This window comes from Nonomuraea recticatena (assembly GCF_039533245.1).
Classification (GTDB): domain Bacteria; phylum Actinomycetota; class Actinomycetes; order Streptosporangiales; family Streptosporangiaceae; genus Nonomuraea; species Nonomuraea roseola.
In genome coordinates, this window is record NZ_BAAATE010000007.1 from 109,940 (window position 1) to 125,482 (window position 15,543).

The following is a 15,543-nucleotide window of genomic DNA, read 5'->3' on the forward strand; positions in this document are numbered from 1 at the left end:
GAGGTGAACGACCGATGACGCGGCGTTACACCACCCTGTCGGCCCTGGCCGTGCTGTTCCTCTTCCCGCTGGTGTGGAGCGGCTGGGCCTCCTTCGAAGACCCGTCGAACTACCTGGAGATGGCCCGTTTCGGCGAGGGCGTCGGCACCTACGCCACCAACAGCGTGCTGGTCTCGGCCATGACGGTGGCGGGCACGCTCGTCGTCGCGGCTCTCGGCGGCTACGCCTTCGCCCGGTTCGACTTCCCGGGCAAGAACCTGCTGTTCCTGGCCACGCTGGCGATCCTCATGGTTCCCTACGCCACCATCCTCATCCCGCTGTACGTCCTGCTCGGCTACCTCGGCCTGCAGAACTCCCTGGTCGGGCTCTCGCTGGTGTTCGTGATGTTCCAGCTGCCCTTCGCCCTGTTCATGATGCGCAACGCCTTCGAGGCGGTGCCGCGTGAGCTGGAGGAGGCGGCGATGGTCGACGGCTGCGGCACCTTCCTGGCCTTCCTGCGCGTCCTGCTGCCCGCCGTACGGCCGGCGCTGGTCACGGTCGGCCTGTTCGCCTTCCTCGCCTCGTGGAACGACTTCTTCGCGCCGCTCATCCTGCTCAACGACGGCGCGTCCTTCACCCTGCCGGTCGCCGTGGTCAGCATGACGCAGCAGACCTTCGGCGCCATCGACTACGGCGTGTTGCAGGCGGGCGTCATGGTCATGGCGCTGCCCTGCCTGATCCTCTTCGTCCTCCTCCAGCGCCACTACGTGCGCGGATTCATGTCAGGAGCTCTGCGTGGCTAACCCCGTCCTGCCCTCCTCCGGCGCGCTGTCTCCCCTCGGGCTCGACGCGGTCAGGCTCGCGCCCGGTTTCTGGGGCGACCGCGTGGCGCTGAACAGAGAGGTCACGATCGCGCACGCCCATGAGTGGATGGAGCGCGAAGGCTGGATCGGCAACTTCCGCGGCGAGCTGCCCAGGCGCGGCAGGGAGTTCAGCGACTCGGAGATCTACAAGCTGCTCGAGGCGATGGCCTGGGCCGATCATCCGGATTTCGCCGAGCTCGCGCTCACCGTGGTCAAGGCGCAGGAGGGCGACGGCTACCTCAACACCAGGTGGAGCGGCAGCCGCTACACCGACTTCGAGTGGGGCCACGAGCTCTACTGCTACGGCCACCTGATCCAGGCGGGGGTGGCCAGGCTGCGCACGCACGGCCAGGACGCCTTCACCGAGGCCGTGCGCAAGGCCGCCGACCACGTGTGCCGCCGCTTCATGGACGGCACGGAGACCTGCGGGCACCCCGAGCTGGAGATGGCCATGGTCGAGCTCTACCGGGCGACCGGGGTCGAGCGCTACCTGGAGCTGGCCCGCCGCCTGCTGGAGCGGCGCGGGCTGCCCGCGCTCGGCCCGATCCACCTGGGCGCCGCCTACTTCCAGGACGACCTCCCCGTACGGCAGGCGACGACGCTGCGCGGGCATGCCGTACGGGCGCTCTACCTGGCCTGCGGCGCGGTCGACGTCGCGGTGGAGACCGGCGACGACCAGCTGCTGGAGGCGGTGCGGTCGCAGTGGGAGCGGGCGGTGGCGCGCCGTACCCATCTGACGGGCGGGATGGGCTCGCGCCACGCGGACGAGGGGTTCGGCGAGGACTTCGAGCTGCCGCCCGACCGCGCCTACGCCGAGACCTGCGCGGGGATCGCCTCGATCATGCTGTCGCACCGGCTGCTGCTGGCCACGGGCGAGGTGGTCTACGCCGACCTGGCCGAGCGGACCCTGTTCAACGTCCTGGCGACGGGGGTGGCGCTGGACGGGCGGTCGTTCTTCTACTCCAACCCGCTGCAGGTGCGGGTGCCTGCCGAGCCGTCCGACGGGATCAATCTGGGGCACAGCGGCGGGCTGCGCTCGCCGTGGTTCGCGGTGTCGTGCTGCCCGAGCAACATCGCCCGCACCTTCGCCTCTCTGGGCTCCTACCTCGCCGCCGCCGACCCTTCAGGGCTGCGGATCCACCACCACACTCCTGCGGTGATCGAGGGCGCGGGCATGCGCGTGGCGGTCGAGACCGGCTACCCCTGGTCCGGCGGGGTGGCGGTGCGGATGCTGGCCGACGGGCGCGGGCGGCTCTCCCTGCGGGTGCCGGCGTGGGCGGAGGGGGCGACCGTCGGGTACGGCCCCGCTCAGGCAGCCGACCTCGCGCGGAGGGAGGCGCCCTTCCCTGCAGGCGCCCGCGACGAGGCGGCCGCGCGGACGCGGATCGTCAGGGACGCGGCGCCGGGATACGCGGCCGTCGAGGGCGAGTGGCGGGCAGGCGACGTCGTCACGCTCGACCTGCCGATGGCCCCCCGGTGGACCTTCCCCGACCGCAGGGTGGACGCGCTGCGCGGCACCGCCGCCGTGGAGCGGGGCCCGCTGGTCTACTGCGCCGAGTCCGTCGCCGACGAGCCGCCGCTGGCCGGCCTCTCGGCCCGCCTCACTCCCCCGGTCGAGCACGCCGGTCCTTCGGGCGTGGTCGAGCTGGAGGTCGAGGCCCTGCTCGGGGAGGAGGAGAGCGCGGGCTGGCCCTACAGCTCGCTACCTGCGCGGCCCGCGACCACCGGTACGAGCCTGCGGCTGGTGCCGTACCACCGGTGGGGCAACGCGGGCCCCGCCACCATGCGCGTCTGGCTGCCCACGGCCGGTTAGGGGGCCAGGGCCCTGCCGGTCGCGGATGGTTCTACGCTGGACGCCGTGAGCGTGCTGATCGATCCGCCCAACTGGCCTGGGCCCAGGGGCCTGCTGTGGTCCCATCTGGTCAGCGACACCTCCCTCGAGGAGCTGCACGCGTTCGCGGCCCTGCTCGGGGTGCCGGAGAGGGCCTTCGACAGGGACCACTACGACGTGCCCGAGACCGTCCACCAGCGCGCCGTCGCCCTGGGCGCCGAGCCGGTCAGCTCGCGCGAGCTGCTGTCGCGCCTGATCGCGGCCGGTCTGCGCCGCCGCAGGCGTCGCGAACCCGCCTCTGACTGACCCCGCGCCTCCGAGGAGGCGCGGGGTCACGGGTCGTGCGGCCGTCACCTCAGCCTGGCGGTCGGGGCTGGTGGCGGCTGAGGAAGGTGTCCACTCCGTCGGCGATGAGGCGGTCGGTGAGATCCTGGCCAAGGGTCGCGCCGATGGAGCTCACGATCAGATGGGGGTAGACGGTCAGGCCGAAGAACTGGATGACGGCGACCTCCATGTCGGCGATGGCCAGCTGGCCGCGCGCGCACAGGTCGCCGAAGACCTCGCCGAGGGCGGCGGCGGACCGGCCCGGCCCGCGCTGCTGGTAGGACTGGCCGAGCTCGGGGAAGCGGCGCAGTTCGCTCGTGACGAGGTTGCGCAGCGCCAGCCTCGAGGGATCGGTGGCCGCCTCCACCATGGCGCGCGCGGTGCGCGTGAGGGCCTCGCGCGCGTCCCCGGTGTCGACGAGATGGGCGCGGACCTCGGCCAGTGTCGCGTGCGCCTCGTCCATGGCCTGCCCGATGACCTCCGTGAACAGCTCTTCCTTGCTGCGGAAATGGTTGTAGACGGTCACCTTGGACACGCCCGCCGCGGCGGCGATCACGTCCATGTTGGTGTCGAACCCGTCACGGACGAACATGTCGCGGGCGGCGGCCACGATGGCCTGCCTGTTGCGTTCGGCGCGCTTGCCCGACGGGGCGGGCGATCTGCTGGTGTCTCTGGCCACGGCCGCCATCCTACCCAGAACTTAACTATTGAGTACAGGGCAACTGTCCTGTACCGTACAGTTAAGTTCGTTGGAGCTGGCAACGCCTTGACCGGAGGACCCGATGATCTCCCCCTCGACCGTCACCACCCCTGGACGGCATCTGCGAGTGCCCGGAGCCCGCCTGCACTACGAGGTGCGCGGCCATGGCCCCCTCGTGGCGCTCGTCGGCGCGCCGATGGACGCCACGTCCTTCGCGCCGTTGGCCGAGCTGCTCGCCACCGACCACACCGTGCTCACCACTGATCCTCGCGGCATCAACCGCAGCCCGCTCGACGACCCGAGCCAGGACTCCACGCCGGAGCTGCGTGCCGACGACCTGTCCCGCCTGCTGGCCCACCTGGACGCCGGTCCTGCCGTCGTCTTCGGTTCCAGCGGGGGCGCCGTCACCGCGCTGGCGCTCGCCCAGAGCCGTCCTGACCAGGTCCGCACCGTCATCGCCCACGAGCCGCCGGTGGTCGAGCTGCTCGACGACCGCGACCTGATCCACGCCCAGACCGACGACGTCATCGCCACCTATCTGTCCGGTGACGTCGTCGGGGCCTGGACGAAGTTCATGGCCCATGCCGACATCGACCTGCCCGAGGGCGCGATCGAGCACATGTTCGGCGGGGAGCGCGACCCGCAGCAGGTCGCGGACGAGCGTCGCTGGTTCGCGCACGAGCTGCGCGCGACCACCCACTGGCGGCCCGACCTGGACGCCCTCCGCGCGACCACGACCCGCATCGTGGTCGGCATCGGGGAGGACTCGGCCGGGCAGGAGTGCGACCGCACCTCCAGGGCGCTGGCCTCGGCGCTCGGCATCGAGCCCGTGATGTTCCCCGGCGACCACACCGGCTTCGCGGACGGCCCCGAGCCCTTCCTCCCCCCGCTGCGCGCGCTCCTGCGCACGAGCTGAACGGCGACCGGCCGCCGTCAAGACCACCGGCGCGCCGTCGCCCTGGGCGCCGAGCCGGTCACCTCACGTGAGCCGCTGTTCCGCCTGATCGCGCCCGGTCCGGGCCGCCGCGGGCGACGTGAAGCCACCCCCGACCGCTCCCACGCCATCGAGGAGGCGCAGTTCGGCGCTCACGTTGGCCCTGGCGCGCGCCTCCCACAGGTCGTGGGCCCGGGCGGTCCGATAGAGGCGGGGCGCGCCGAGCAGGCGTCGCAGCACCTGGGCCCTGCCCGCCCTGAAGAGCTCGTCGGGAACGTGGCGGTACTCCTCGCGCACCGCCCGCGCGTAGGCGTCGTAGTGCTCCCCCGCCAGCACCGCCAGGTCGGCGTCGCACAGGACGGCCCCGTTGGCGTCGCCCGCCCCCGCGGGGTCGTAGCCGGGGTCGTGGGTGGCGGTGAGGCGCACGAGCCTGGCCACCTCGGCGACCCTGCCCTCCGCCACCCCGCACCTCGGCAGCAGGGCCTGGGCGAGCTGGGCGCTGCGCTCCTCGTCCCATGCGGGCCTGCCGTCGTAGATCGCGTCGTGGAACCAGGCGGCCAGCCGTACGGCGTCGGCGTCGTCGGCGACCGGCGACAGCGGCTCGATCGCGGCCAGGACGGCCCACAGGTGGTCAAGGGTGTGGTAGCGGCGGTGCGGTTCGGACCAGCGGGCGACCAGCTCGGCGCCCACGGCCGTCGCCGCCCTCGACCGCCCGGCCAGCGCCGTCCATCCTTCGAGGAGAGTCTCCACCCCCTGGAGCCTACTGACCGCGCCTCGCCACAGGGAAAGGGGCGAAGGGGTCAGCGCACGCCGCGCGGGCGGTACTGGATGCTGATCCTGGGCCCCACCGGCTTGGCCGTCTTGGGGATGGCGTGCTCCCACGTGCGCTGGCAGCTGCCGCCCATCACGATGAGGTCGCCGTGGCCGAGGTCGTGGCGCACCGTCGCGCCACCGCCCCCGCGAGGGCGCAGGAGCAGCGCGCGGGGCGCGCCGACCGAGACGATGGCGACCATCGTGTCCTCGGTGCTGCCGCGCCCGATCGTGTCGCCGTGCCAGGCGACGCTGTCGCGCCCGTCGCGGTAGAAGCACAACCCCGCCGTGGCGAACGGCTCGCCGAGCTCGGCGCCGTAGTGCGCGTCGAGCGCCGCCCGCGCCTCCTCCAGCACCGGATCGGGCAGCGCCTGCCCCTCCTCGTAGAAGGCGAGCAGCCTCGGCACGTCGACGACCTTGTCGTACATGTGCCGCCGCTCGGCCCGCCACCGCACGCCGGTGACGAGCCGTTCGAGCAGGGCGTCGGCCCCGCCGATCCAGCCCGGCAGGACATCGATCCAGGCGCCGCGGCCGAGCTGGACGCGCTTGACCGTGAGGGGCCCCGGCCCCTCCTCGGCGCCCAGGTCGAGCAGTGAACCCTGGAACAGCATGCGTCCAGGATAAATGAACTAATGTTCGATTGTCACATAGATCTTGCGCAGCTTCTCGTGCACCACCCACGTGCCCTGCCAGCCGTCCGGCAGCACCACGGTCGATCCGGGGCCCAGCTCGGTCACCTGCCCGTCCGCGGTGGTGAGGGTGGCGCTGCCGCTCAGGATCTGGCAGATCTCGTGGAATCCGTCGCGCACGGCGGTGAAGGTGCCGGGTTCGCACTCCCACACGCCCGTCTCCGCGCCGCCCGCGCGCCACAGTTCGAGCGTCGACTCGCGCTGCCCCGTGAGGCTGGTGGGCTTGGCCACGGCGGGCGGCATCGCCACGGTGTAGGCGTCGTCCAGGTACGTCATCAGCGACCCGCGATCAGGTTGGCCAGCCGGGCGTAGCCCGAGGTGGAGGTTCCTCTGTCGTTCTCCCGCCGGTCGGCGGCCCTGAACAGGGTGTAGATGAGCTGTACTCCCGCGTAGCGCAGCGGCTCGGGCTCCCACTGCCGCACCTGACGGCCCACCCACGGCAGCCCCGTGAGCTCGGTGTCGCGCCGCAGCACCAGGTCGCGCAGCGTGCGCCCGGCCAGGTTGGTGGTGGTCACGCCGCTGCCGACGTAGCCGCCGGCCCAGCCGAGCCCTGTGGAGTGGTCCAGGTGGACCGTGGAGCACCAGTCGCGCGGCACGCCGAGCACGCCGCACCAGGAGTGCTGGATGCGCGCGTCGGCCGCGGCGGGGAAGAGCTTGACCAGCATCCGCCACAGCGACTCGACGGTCCACTTCTGCGTGGCGCCGCGGTCGTCGGTGCGCGAGCCGTAGCGGTACGGCACGCCGCGCCCGCCGATGGCGATGCGGTCGTCGGAGGTGCGCTGGGCGTAGATGTAGGCGTGCGCCTCGTCGCCGAGCAGCTCGCGCCCCTCCCAGCCCAGGTGCTTCCACACGTCGGCGGGCAGCGGCTCGGTGACGATCATCGAGCTGTTCATCGGCAGCCACTGGCGGCGCTGTCCCTCGATGCCCGCGGTGAAGCCCTCGGTGGCCCTGATGATGTACTCGGCCCTGACCACACCTCTGTCGGTGATCGCCTCGCGTGGCTTGATCTGGGTGACGGTGGTGCCCTCGAAGATGTCGACGCCGAGCCCGGCGACGACGCCTGCCAGCCCGACGGCCAGCTTGGCCGGCTGGATCCTGGCGCAGTGGGGGCTGTAGGTGGCGTCGAGCGCTCCCGCGACGCGCAGCCGCTCCTCGCGCTCGTCGCGTTCGAGCAGGCGCAGGTCCTGCTCGCCGTAGCCCCACGCGCGCAGCTCGTCGAGCTCCTCGTGCAGGCGGCGGCGCTGGGCCGGGTTGGTGGCGGTGTGGATGAGACCGCCCTTGTGGATGTCGGCGTCGATGCCCTCGGCGTCGGCGACGCGGATGACCTCGTCGACGGAGGCGAACATCGCGTGCTGCAGGTCGATCATCGACTGGCGGCCGCGCGCCTTGGCGTGCCGTTCGCGTGAGCCGGCGAACTCGGCCGACAGCCAGCCGCCGTTGCGCCCTGAGGCGCCGAACCCGGCGAACTCCTTCTCCAGGATGGCGATCCGCAGGTCGGGCTGCGCCTTCTTGAGGTAGTAGGCGGTCCAGAGGCCGGTGTAGCCGCCGCCGACGATCGCCACGTCGTAGTCGCGCGAGCCGGGCAGCGCCGCCCTGCGCTCGGGGATGCCGATCTGGCGGTACCAGAAGGAGACTCCTCCGTTGGCGAAGTCCTTGGTGAGGTTCACGTGAGCACAGCCTCCGCGTCGCTTTCGTCGGGTAGGAGGACGGAGTCGGCGACGCGCCAGGTCAGCGTCACCTCGTCGCCCACGCGAGCCTCGCTCAGGCCGCCGGCCTGCTCGCGGGCCAGGGCGGGCGAGCCGTCCGGCAGTTTCAGCTCCAGCTTGCGGCTGGAGCCCAGGTAGATCTCGCCGGTGACCGTGGCGGGCAGGGCGTTCCAGCCGGACTCGGCCTCGTGACCCTGCTTGCGCACGGCCAGCCGCTCGGGCCGCACGACGAGCGCGCCGTCCCTGCCCTCGATCGAGCCTGGCACCCGCAGCAGCCGGGCGCAGGCGCCGAGGCCCTGGCCGTCGACGGTGCCGCGCAGGACGGTCGACTCGCCGAGGAACTTGGCCACGAACAGCGTCCTGGGCCGCTCGTAGAGCTCGGCGGCGGGGCCGACCTGCTCGATGCGGCCCTTGTTGAACACCGCGATCCTGTCGGAGAGCACCAGCGCCTCGTCCTGGTCGTGGGTGACGTAGACGAAGGTGGTGCCGAGCTCGGCGTGGATGCGCTTGATCTCCAGCTGGAGCCAGTCGCGCAGCTTCTTGTCCAGGGCGCCGAGCGGCTCGTCCATCAGCAGGACGCGCGGGTTGTAGACGATCGCGCGGGCGACCGCGACGCGCTGCTGCTGGCCTCCTGACAGCTCGCGCGGGTAGCGGTGACCGAAGTCGCCGAGGTGGACGGTCTCCATCGCCGCCGCCACCAGCTCGGCGCGCCTGGCCTTCGGCACCTTGCGCTGCTTGAGCGGGTAGGCGATGTTCTCGGCGACCGTCATGTGCGGGAACAGGGCGTAGTGCTGGAAGACCATGCCCATGTCGCGCTTGTGCGGAGGGGTGGCGCCGATGGAGGCGCCGTCGACGGTCAGCTCGCCGCTGGTCTGCCTGACGAACCCGGCGATGATGTTGAGCGTCGTGGTCTTGCCCGAGCCGCTCGGCCCGAGCAGGGTCATGAACTCGCCGGGCTCGATCGCCAGCGACACGTCGTCGACGGCGACGAAGTCGGCGTAGGTCTTGGTGAGGCCGGTGAGCTGGATGCTACTTGGCACGGGTCCTCCTGGCGACGAAGAAGGTGGCGACCAGGACGAGCGTCGTGGTGAGCACGATGATCATCGTGGCCGCTGCGGCGATGGTGGGATCGGTCTCGCGGGTGACGCTGGCGTACATCTTCACCGGCAGCGTCTGGAGGTAGGGGCTCTGGATGAACAGCGAGACGACCACCTCGTCGAAGCTGGTCACGAAGGCGAACAGGGCGCCCGAGGCGACGCCGGGGGCCACCAGTGGCAGCGTCACGCTGCGGAAGGCGGTCCACCTGCTCGCCCCGAGGCTGGCCGCGGCGTCCTCGAGCCGCCTGTCGAAGCCGCGCAGCGACGCCGTGACCGGGATGATCACGAAAGGCAGGGCGAGCACGGTGTGCGCCATCACGAACCCGGCCAGCGTGCCGACGAGCTGGAGCTTGAGGAAGACCGCGTAGGTGCCGATGGCGAGCACGACACCCGGCACGATCATCGGCGCCAGCATGGAGCCCTGGGCCAGCGCCAGGCCCCTGATCTTCGCCCTGGTCAGGCCGAGCGCCGCGGCCGTCCCGAGGACGGTGGCCACGACCGTGACCAGCAGCGCCACCTGCACCGAGGTGCCGAGCGCCGACATCCAGGCGGGGTCGCCGAAGAAGTTGGCGTACCACCGGGTGGAGTAGCCGTCGGGAGGGAACTTCAGCGACGGCTTGTCGGTGAAGCTCAGCGGCACCACGATCAGCGCCGGTGCGACCAGCCACACGCCGATCAGGGTGCAGAAGGCCCAGAGCAGGCCGCGGGCCCTCATCCGGTCACCTTCCTTCCCGTACGGCGCAGCGTCACGGCCAGCAACGCGATCATGGCGAGTGTCAGGCCCAGCAGGACCACGCCCATCGCCCCTCCCCTGCCCCACTTGAGCAGGCCGTTCACCTGCGTGAAGATCTGCTGGGAGATCAGCGCGTCGGTCGGCGAGCCCAGCAGCGCGGGGGTGACGTAGAAGCCGAGCGCGCTGATGAACACCGTCAGGCAGCCCGCGGAGACGCCTGGCAACGACTGCGGCACGTACACCTGCAGGAACGCCTTGACCGGGTGCGCGCCCAGGCTGGTCGCGGCCGGCAGCAGCCGCCTGTCGATGCCGCTCATCACCGCGTACAGCGGCAGCACCATGAACGGCATCAGCAGTTGCACCATGCCGATGACCACGCCGGTCTGGGTGCGGATGAGGCTGAAGGGCCCCATCCCGATCGCGCCCAGCGCCTTGTTGATCACGCCGGTGTCCTGGAGCAGGATCACCCAGGCGAAGGTGCGCACCATGAGGCTGGTCCAGAACGGCACCAGCACCAGCAGGGTGAGGACCGCCCTGGCCCTGGGCCCCGCGATGGTCATCGCGTAGGCGTAGGGGTAGGACAGCGCCAGCGCGACCAGCGTCACCCAGAAGGCGGTGCTGAACGTGCGGCCGAGCACCTGCATGTTGGCCTGTTCGCCGAAGAACCAGGCGAAGTTGCCCAGCCCTGGCTCCGGGTCGGTGAACGCGCTGACCAGCATGGACAGCAGGGGGTAGAGGAAGAAGACGCCGAGCGCGATCAGCGCGGGCAGGATCAGGAGCGCGGGCCCCGCCGTTCTCTCTTTCACGGCGTGCTCAGCCTCCGAGCCAGGCGGACCACTTCTCGATCATCTCCGGCTGGTTCTCCGCCCACCACTTGTCGTCCACCGTGAGCCGCTTGTCGGCGACCTCCGGGCGGGTGGTCAGGAAGGAGGTGCCGAGCTCGTCGAGCTTGGGCTTGGCGTCGGTGTTGATGGGCGAGTAGGAGGTCAGCTCGGTGAGCTTGGCCTGCTGCTGGGCGCCCAGGTAGTAGTTGATCATCGCCATGGCGGCCTTGGGGTTCTTGGCGTTCTTCGGCACGGCCAGCGAGTCCATGATGGGCATCCACTGGTTCCACTGGACGTCGAACGTGCCGCCGTTCTTGATACCGGCGTAGGCGCGGCCGCTCCACATCATGACCATGTCCACCTCGCCGGACTCCAGCAGCTGCTGGGACTCGGCGCCGGTCTTCCAGAAGACCAGGTCGGCGCGGACGGTGTCGAGCTTCTTGGTCGCCCTGGGGACGTCGAGCGGGTAGAGCTTGTCGGGGGCGACACCGTCGGCGACCAGCGCGGCCTCGAACGGGCCTGGCGCCGAGTCACCGGGGTTGCCGGGGATGGCGCGCTTGCCGGGGAACTTGGCGGTGTCGAAGAAGTCGGCCCAGCCCTGCGGCGGGTTGGCGCCGAACTTGTTCTTGTTGTAGGCGAGGACCATGCCGTACTGCATCGCGGGGACGCTGCACTCGGTGGCCAGGCCTTCGGGGACCTTCGACTTGTCGATGATCTTGTAGTCGAGCGGCTGGAGGAGCTTGCCGCACTGCGCCGCGGCCCAGATGGAGTCGGTGTCCACGACGTCCCACGTGACGTTGGCGGAGTCGACCTGGGCCTTGACCTTCGCGTAGTCGGTGGGGCCGTCCTGCAGCACCTGGGCGCCCGACTCCTTGGCGAAGGGATCGATCGCCGCGTCCTGCTGGCCCTTCTGGTAGACGCCTCCGTAGGAGACGAAGGTCAGGTTGACGCCCTTCAGTGCGTCCTTCTTCACGACTCCCGACTTGGCGGGGCCGGAGCCGAGGTCGATGTCCGCGGGCGCCGCGGCGCCACCGCCGCAGGCCGCGGCGAGCAGCAGGGAGGCGGAGGCTGCGGCCGTACCGGCCAGTCGCTTGGTTTTGTTGAGCATGTCTGCCCCCTCTGTAATGGAGAAACGGGGTGTCAGTCAGGGGTTGGCGGGCTGATGATCCAGAGGACCTCCGCGTCGTCGACTCCGTCGTTGACGACGCGGTGCGGGATGGAGGTGCGGTACTCGACGCTGTCGCCGGGCTCCAGCCGGCGCGGGATCGCCTCGCCGAGGTGGACGGTGACCGTGCCGCGCAGCACGAGCAGGATCTCCTGGGAGTCTCCGTGGGTGTACTGGTCGTCCCCTGTGGAGGCGCCGGGCTCGAACTCGCCGCTGTACACCTCCAGGTTCTGGAGCGGCCGTTGCGAGATCAGGTACTTGCGTGAGCCGCGCCCCGCGTGCAGTTCGGGGCGCTCCGCCCTGCGAACCAGGCGGTGTCCTGTCGCCTGCTCCTCGTTGAACAGGTCGGCGACCGTGATGCCGAGCGCCACGGCGATCCGCCGCAGCATGCCGACACTCGCGCTGGTCTGCCCGCGCTCCAGCTGGCTGATGAAGCTGGCGCTCGCCTGTGCATGCGCAGCCAGACCCCTGACGGTCATCTGGCGCATGGTCCTGTAGGCACGGATCCGATCGCCCAAGGGCTCAGATGCCATCGAACGTCTCGATTCTCTGCACTGAACAATTTGTTAAGTAGCAATGAAGGGACCGTACAAACGCATCAACCGCCCCGACAAGGGGGCGGTTGATTACGAATCGGTCAAATGTGATGACGATCACGTCGGAGAACGTATCAGGAGACCCGCTCGTAGCAGTGCATCCCCCATTTCGGGGCGCAGGTCGTCGAGGTGGGACAGCTCCAGCGCCAGCGCCTCCGTGCCAGGCAGCACCTGCGCCAGGTACCTGAACTCCTTCAGGCGGTTCCATGCGGCCCTCTCCCTTGGTCCCGTCGCTGCCGCTTGAAGGCCGGCCGCCTTCTACAGCCGCCGACCGAGGGCGAAGAGGAGGGTCATTCGGCATCCGGGTCTGCCGAGTCCCCCGTCTGTGCGATCTGCAGTGGTGCAGCGGGCCCGCCGGCGATCTCGCGCCCTTGACTCAGGGTGTAGTCAAGCTGCCTGGCCAGGAGTGGGAGGGTCGCCGGAGGGAGATACGCGTCAGCGCCGGCATCGAGCAGTCGCCGGACCGGGCCGTGGTACCGAACTCCGAGTTCGGGGTCCTCGATTTCGGTGACGACGACGCGAGCCTTCGGGAACATCGATCGGAGCGCTCCGATCAGTTGCGGGCTGCCCGCAGGCACCAGCAGCACATCGGCCGTCGCTGGAGCCGCATGCATGTCGAGCACCACGTAGTCCGCCCCGAGCTGGGTGGAAAGCGCAACCCGGGCCTTCTTCGACAATGCCATCGCGGTGACCACGACTGTCACGCTCTCGTAGTCCGTCGGTGCTTGATCGCCGGCCCCATCCGGGGCGTCGCGTTCGACGATGGCGCCTTGGACCACGTCGACGGTGCTGGAGATCGTCGCGATCGACGCGCCGTCACGCGTGACGACCACGTTCTCACCAGGCCCGAGGGCGTCGATGAGCGCCACGACGTCTTCGGGAAGGCGGGTCACGTCGATTCGCTGCGTGGAGCGTCGGGCGCGTTTGCGGATCACCATGCCTCGGACACGCTCACGGCTGCGAGGACAGCCTGCGTCCCGCGCAGCCCTGGCCACCTGCCGAAAGGCCCGTCCACGGTGACATCGTTGCCTGCTCCGAAGGCGCCGCCCAACCAGATGATCACGTGAGTCCCTTCCGATGCTGTGATCTTGTTGGATGCGACGACACCATCATTGGTTCGAGGCGGCGTCCGAGTTTCCTCATCGACCATGCCTGCGCCCATCCACGGCGGGACGCAGAGGGGACCCGGCTCGGTCGTCCCTGACCGTCAAGGTGCTGCGGGATCCGTGTCGATCTTCGGAGGGCGGCGGTGGCCGTCGAGCTCCGGCGCACGTCGATCGTCGGCCCGCGGTCCTCAGGCGTCTCCGGCCTGTGGGCGCGAAGCGTCCTGGCCGTAGGCTCGCAGGAATGCCGCCACCGCCGCCTCCGCCAGCCGGTCGAGCTCGGCATCGGTGTAGGAGGCGCTCCCGCCGCAGAACATGACCCTGTTCACCGGGATCCACAGCAGCAGGCCCATGAGGTGGTCGGCGGCCAGCCGGGGGTCGTCCAGACGCAGCAGACCGCGCTCCTCCAGGCGCCCGAAGCAGCCCGTCAGCGTCTCCAGTACCCGCTCGAAGCCCTGCTCGTACCAGGTGCAGCCCAGATCAGGGAAGCGGTCGGCCTCGGCGATGATCAGCCGTCGCAGGCGCAGGACCTCGGGCCGCATGAGCGAGCCGAGGAACGCGCGGGCCAGCTCGCCCAGGGCCTTGCGGGGATCGTCGCTGTCGTCGAGCGCCGCGGTGATCACCCGGGTGAGGCCCTCGATCTCGCCGGTGGTGTCGAGCATGAGGTGGGTGAAGAGCTGCTCCTTGTCGGTGAAGTGCTTGTAGACCGTCTGCTTCGACACCGCCGCGAGGGTCGCCACCTCGTCCATGCTGGCGCCCACGTAGCCGTTGCGCAGGAAGACAGCCCTGGCCGCGTCGATGATCTGCCTGCGCTTGCGGGCCGTACGGCCTTCGTCCACGTCCGGTGCCATGTGATCCCCTCTGCCGACGATCGCATAGTACTAGACAGTTCCGTACCCAAGTGAGTACTGTACCGTCTAGTTCTCACCATGGACAGGATGGTAGCGATGGGTGATCTCCAGAAGCTGGTGCAGGAAGCCGCCGACGAGTTGGTCGAGTCGGGCCAGGAGCGGGGCCTCCAGGTGGCCGTCTACCGTGACGGCCGGCAGGTCGTGGACGTGGTCGCCGGTGTGGCCGACCCGGAGACCGGCAGGCCCGTGACGCCCGACACGCCCTTCTACAACTTCTCCATCGGCAAGGGCGCCACCGCCACCGTCGCCCACGTGCTCGTGGAGCGCGGGCTGTTCGGCTACGACACGCGCGTGGTGGAGCTGTGGCCGGAGTTCGGGGCGCACGGCAAGGAAGGCGTGACGGTGCGCCACGTGCTGACGCACACCGCGGGGGTGCCCGGCGTCCCGCTGGACACGACGCCGGAGGACGTCTGCGACTGGGGCACGATGGTCGCCGCCCTGGAGAACGCCGAGCTGTGGTGGGAGCCGGGCACCAAGACGGGCTACCACGCCTACACGTTCGGATTCCTCGTCGGCGAGATCGTCCGGCGGGCCACCGGCAAGCCGATCTCGCAGGTGCTGCGCGAGGAGGTGAGCGGGCCGCTCGCCGTGGCCGACGAGCTCTACTTCGGCATGCCCCGGTCGGAGCACCACAGGCTCGCACGGCTGGAGGACGCCCCCATGGACATGTCGGCGTTCGCGGACATGCCCGAGGACCTGCCGATGTTCAAGGCCGCCCCGATGGACTTGATGCCCACCGCCGCGCTGGGCAGTCGCCCCGACTACCTGTCGGCCGACATCCCCGCAGGCGGCAAGACCTCGGCCAGGGCGATCGCGCGCATGTACGCCGCGCTGCTCGGCGAGGTGGACGGCACGCGGCTGATCTCGCCGGAGAGGCTGCGCGAGGTGACGGCCGTGGCCTACACCGGCATGGACGAGGTGTTCGGCATGCCGTCGGCGTGGGGGCTGGGCTACGCGATCGGCCGGCCGGGGTCCACGCCCGAGCAGACGCCCACGGTGTTCGGCATGGCCGGCGCCGGGGGGAGCGTGGCGTACGCCGACACCGCCTCCGGCCTCGCCTTCGCCGTCACCAAGAACCGGCTGGCCAACGACTTCGACACCGTCACCAAGCTCGGCGACATCGTCGCCCGCGGCTGAGGTGCTCCCCTGCCGCCGGACAGGTGAGCCCGCTCGAGCCGAGCAGGCCGAAGGCCGGGCCTCGCGCGAGCCGTGAGGAGCAGGCCGCCTCATGCCTCATGCCCGGCTCGGCCCCTTCCGTTCGTCTGGGATCGGCTCTTC

General features: G+C 70.5%; 17 protein-coding genes. 5 read left to right on the forward strand and 12 right to left on the reverse strand.

Annotated features, from left to right (window positions below; genetic code table 11):
* The first annotated feature begins 14 nt into the window (after positions 1–14).
* Genes ABFX50_RS16345 through ABFX50_RS16355 form a run of 3 tightly spaced genes read left to right on the forward strand, consistent with a single transcriptional unit; the run spans position 15 to position 2,979 of the window.
* Positions 15–782, forward strand: coding sequence for a carbohydrate ABC transporter permease (locus ABFX50_RS16345; RefSeq protein WP_183646717.1), 768 nt, complete (start codon positions 15–17; stop codon positions 780–782).
* Entirely contained in the window at positions 775–2,655 is a 1,881-nt protein-coding gene (locus ABFX50_RS16350; RefSeq protein WP_346147251.1) for a glycoside hydrolase family 127 protein, read from the forward strand. Before ABFX50_RS16345 ends, ABFX50_RS16350 begins: the two co-directional genes overlap by 8 nt.
* Positions 2,656–2,700: 45 nt before the next feature.
* Complete coding sequence (locus tag ABFX50_RS16355) at positions 2,701–2,979, forward strand: DUF4031 domain-containing protein (RefSeq protein ID WP_346116879.1); 279 nt, start codon at positions 2,701–2,703, stop codon at positions 2,977–2,979.
* A gap of 49 nt (positions 2,980–3,028) precedes the next feature.
* Here ABFX50_RS16355 and ABFX50_RS16360 read toward each other — a convergent pair whose 3' ends face one another.
* Positions 3,029–3,676: a TetR/AcrR family transcriptional regulator gene (locus tag ABFX50_RS16360; RefSeq protein ID WP_346147253.1), complete on the reverse strand. Its 648-nt coding sequence runs from the start codon at positions 3,674–3,676 to the stop codon at positions 3,029–3,031.
* 103 nt (positions 3,677–3,779) lie between these two features.
* On the opposite strand from ABFX50_RS16360, the gene ABFX50_RS16365 reads away from it, so the two are divergent.
* Positions 3,780–4,613, forward strand: coding sequence for an alpha/beta hydrolase (locus ABFX50_RS16365; RefSeq protein WP_346147255.1), 834 nt, complete (start codon positions 3,780–3,782; stop codon positions 4,611–4,613).
* Positions 4,614–4,676: 63 nt separating this feature from the next.
* On the opposite strand, the gene ABFX50_RS16370 is transcribed toward ABFX50_RS16365, so the two are convergent.
* The 11 genes from ABFX50_RS16370 to ABFX50_RS16420 form a co-directional block, all read right to left on the reverse strand.
* Positions 4,677–5,381, reverse strand: a complete 705-nt coding sequence (locus ABFX50_RS16370; RefSeq protein WP_346147256.1) for an HD domain-containing protein — start codon at positions 5,379–5,381, stop codon at positions 4,677–4,679.
* 50 nt (positions 5,382–5,431) lie between these two features.
* Positions 5,432–6,052 (reverse strand): alpha-ketoglutarate-dependent dioxygenase AlkB, encoded by a 621-nt coding sequence (locus ABFX50_RS16375; RefSeq protein ID WP_346147258.1) that lies wholly within the window; start codon positions 6,050–6,052, stop codon positions 5,432–5,434.
* Between the two features lie 18 nt (positions 6,053–6,070).
* The gene (locus ABFX50_RS16380) at positions 6,071–6,406 is read right to left on the reverse strand and encodes a cupin domain-containing protein (RefSeq protein ID WP_346147260.1); all 336 of its coding nucleotides are present in this window, start codon (positions 6,404–6,406) and stop codon (positions 6,071–6,073) included.
* Positions 6,406–7,797: an NAD(P)/FAD-dependent oxidoreductase gene (locus ABFX50_RS16385; protein ID WP_346147261.1), complete on the reverse strand. Its 1,392-nt coding sequence runs from the start codon at positions 7,795–7,797 to the stop codon at positions 6,406–6,408. The genes ABFX50_RS16380 and ABFX50_RS16385 overlap by 1 nt, the downstream gene beginning before the upstream one ends.
* Positions 7,794–8,876 carry an ABC transporter ATP-binding protein gene (locus tag ABFX50_RS16390; RefSeq protein ID WP_346147263.1) on the reverse strand — a complete coding sequence of 361 codons (1,083 nt, stop codon included), beginning with the start codon at positions 8,874–8,876 and terminating at the stop codon, positions 7,794–7,796. Before ABFX50_RS16390 ends, ABFX50_RS16385 begins: the two co-directional genes overlap by 4 nt.
* Positions 8,866–9,648 (reverse strand): ABC transporter permease, encoded by a 783-nt coding sequence (locus tag ABFX50_RS16395; protein WP_183646741.1) that lies wholly within the window; start codon positions 9,646–9,648, stop codon positions 8,866–8,868. Before ABFX50_RS16395 ends, ABFX50_RS16390 begins: the two co-directional genes overlap by 11 nt.
* Complete coding sequence (locus tag ABFX50_RS16400) at positions 9,645–10,472, reverse strand: ABC transporter permease (protein WP_346147265.1); 828 nt, start codon at positions 10,470–10,472, stop codon at positions 9,645–9,647. Before ABFX50_RS16400 ends, ABFX50_RS16395 begins: the two co-directional genes overlap by 4 nt.
* 7 nt (positions 10,473–10,479) lie before the next feature.
* Complete coding sequence (locus ABFX50_RS16405) at positions 10,480–11,598, reverse strand: ABC transporter substrate-binding protein (RefSeq protein ID WP_346147267.1); 1,119 nt, start codon at positions 11,596–11,598, stop codon at positions 10,480–10,482.
* A gap of 32 nt (positions 11,599–11,630) precedes the next feature.
* Positions 11,631–12,188, reverse strand: a complete 558-nt coding sequence (locus tag ABFX50_RS16410; RefSeq protein WP_346147269.1) for a helix-turn-helix domain-containing protein — start codon at positions 12,186–12,188, stop codon at positions 11,631–11,633.
* 353 nt (positions 12,189–12,541) lie between these two features.
* Positions 12,542–13,189, reverse strand: a complete 648-nt coding sequence (locus tag ABFX50_RS16415; protein WP_346147271.1) for a hypothetical protein — start codon at positions 13,187–13,189, stop codon at positions 12,542–12,544.
* A 356-nt stretch (positions 13,190–13,545) separates the two neighbouring features.
* Entirely contained in the window at positions 13,546–14,205 is a 660-nt protein-coding gene (locus tag ABFX50_RS16420; RefSeq protein WP_346147273.1) for a TetR/AcrR family transcriptional regulator, read from the reverse strand.
* A 96-nt stretch (positions 14,206–14,301) separates the two neighbouring features.
* Here ABFX50_RS16420 and ABFX50_RS16425 point away from each other — a divergent pair, with 96 nt between their 5' ends.
* Positions 14,302–15,402 carry a serine hydrolase domain-containing protein gene (locus tag ABFX50_RS16425; protein WP_346147275.1) on the forward strand — a complete coding sequence of 367 codons (1,101 nt, stop codon included), beginning with the start codon at positions 14,302–14,304 and terminating at the stop codon, positions 15,400–15,402.
* Positions 15,403–15,543 lie beyond the last annotated feature (141 nt).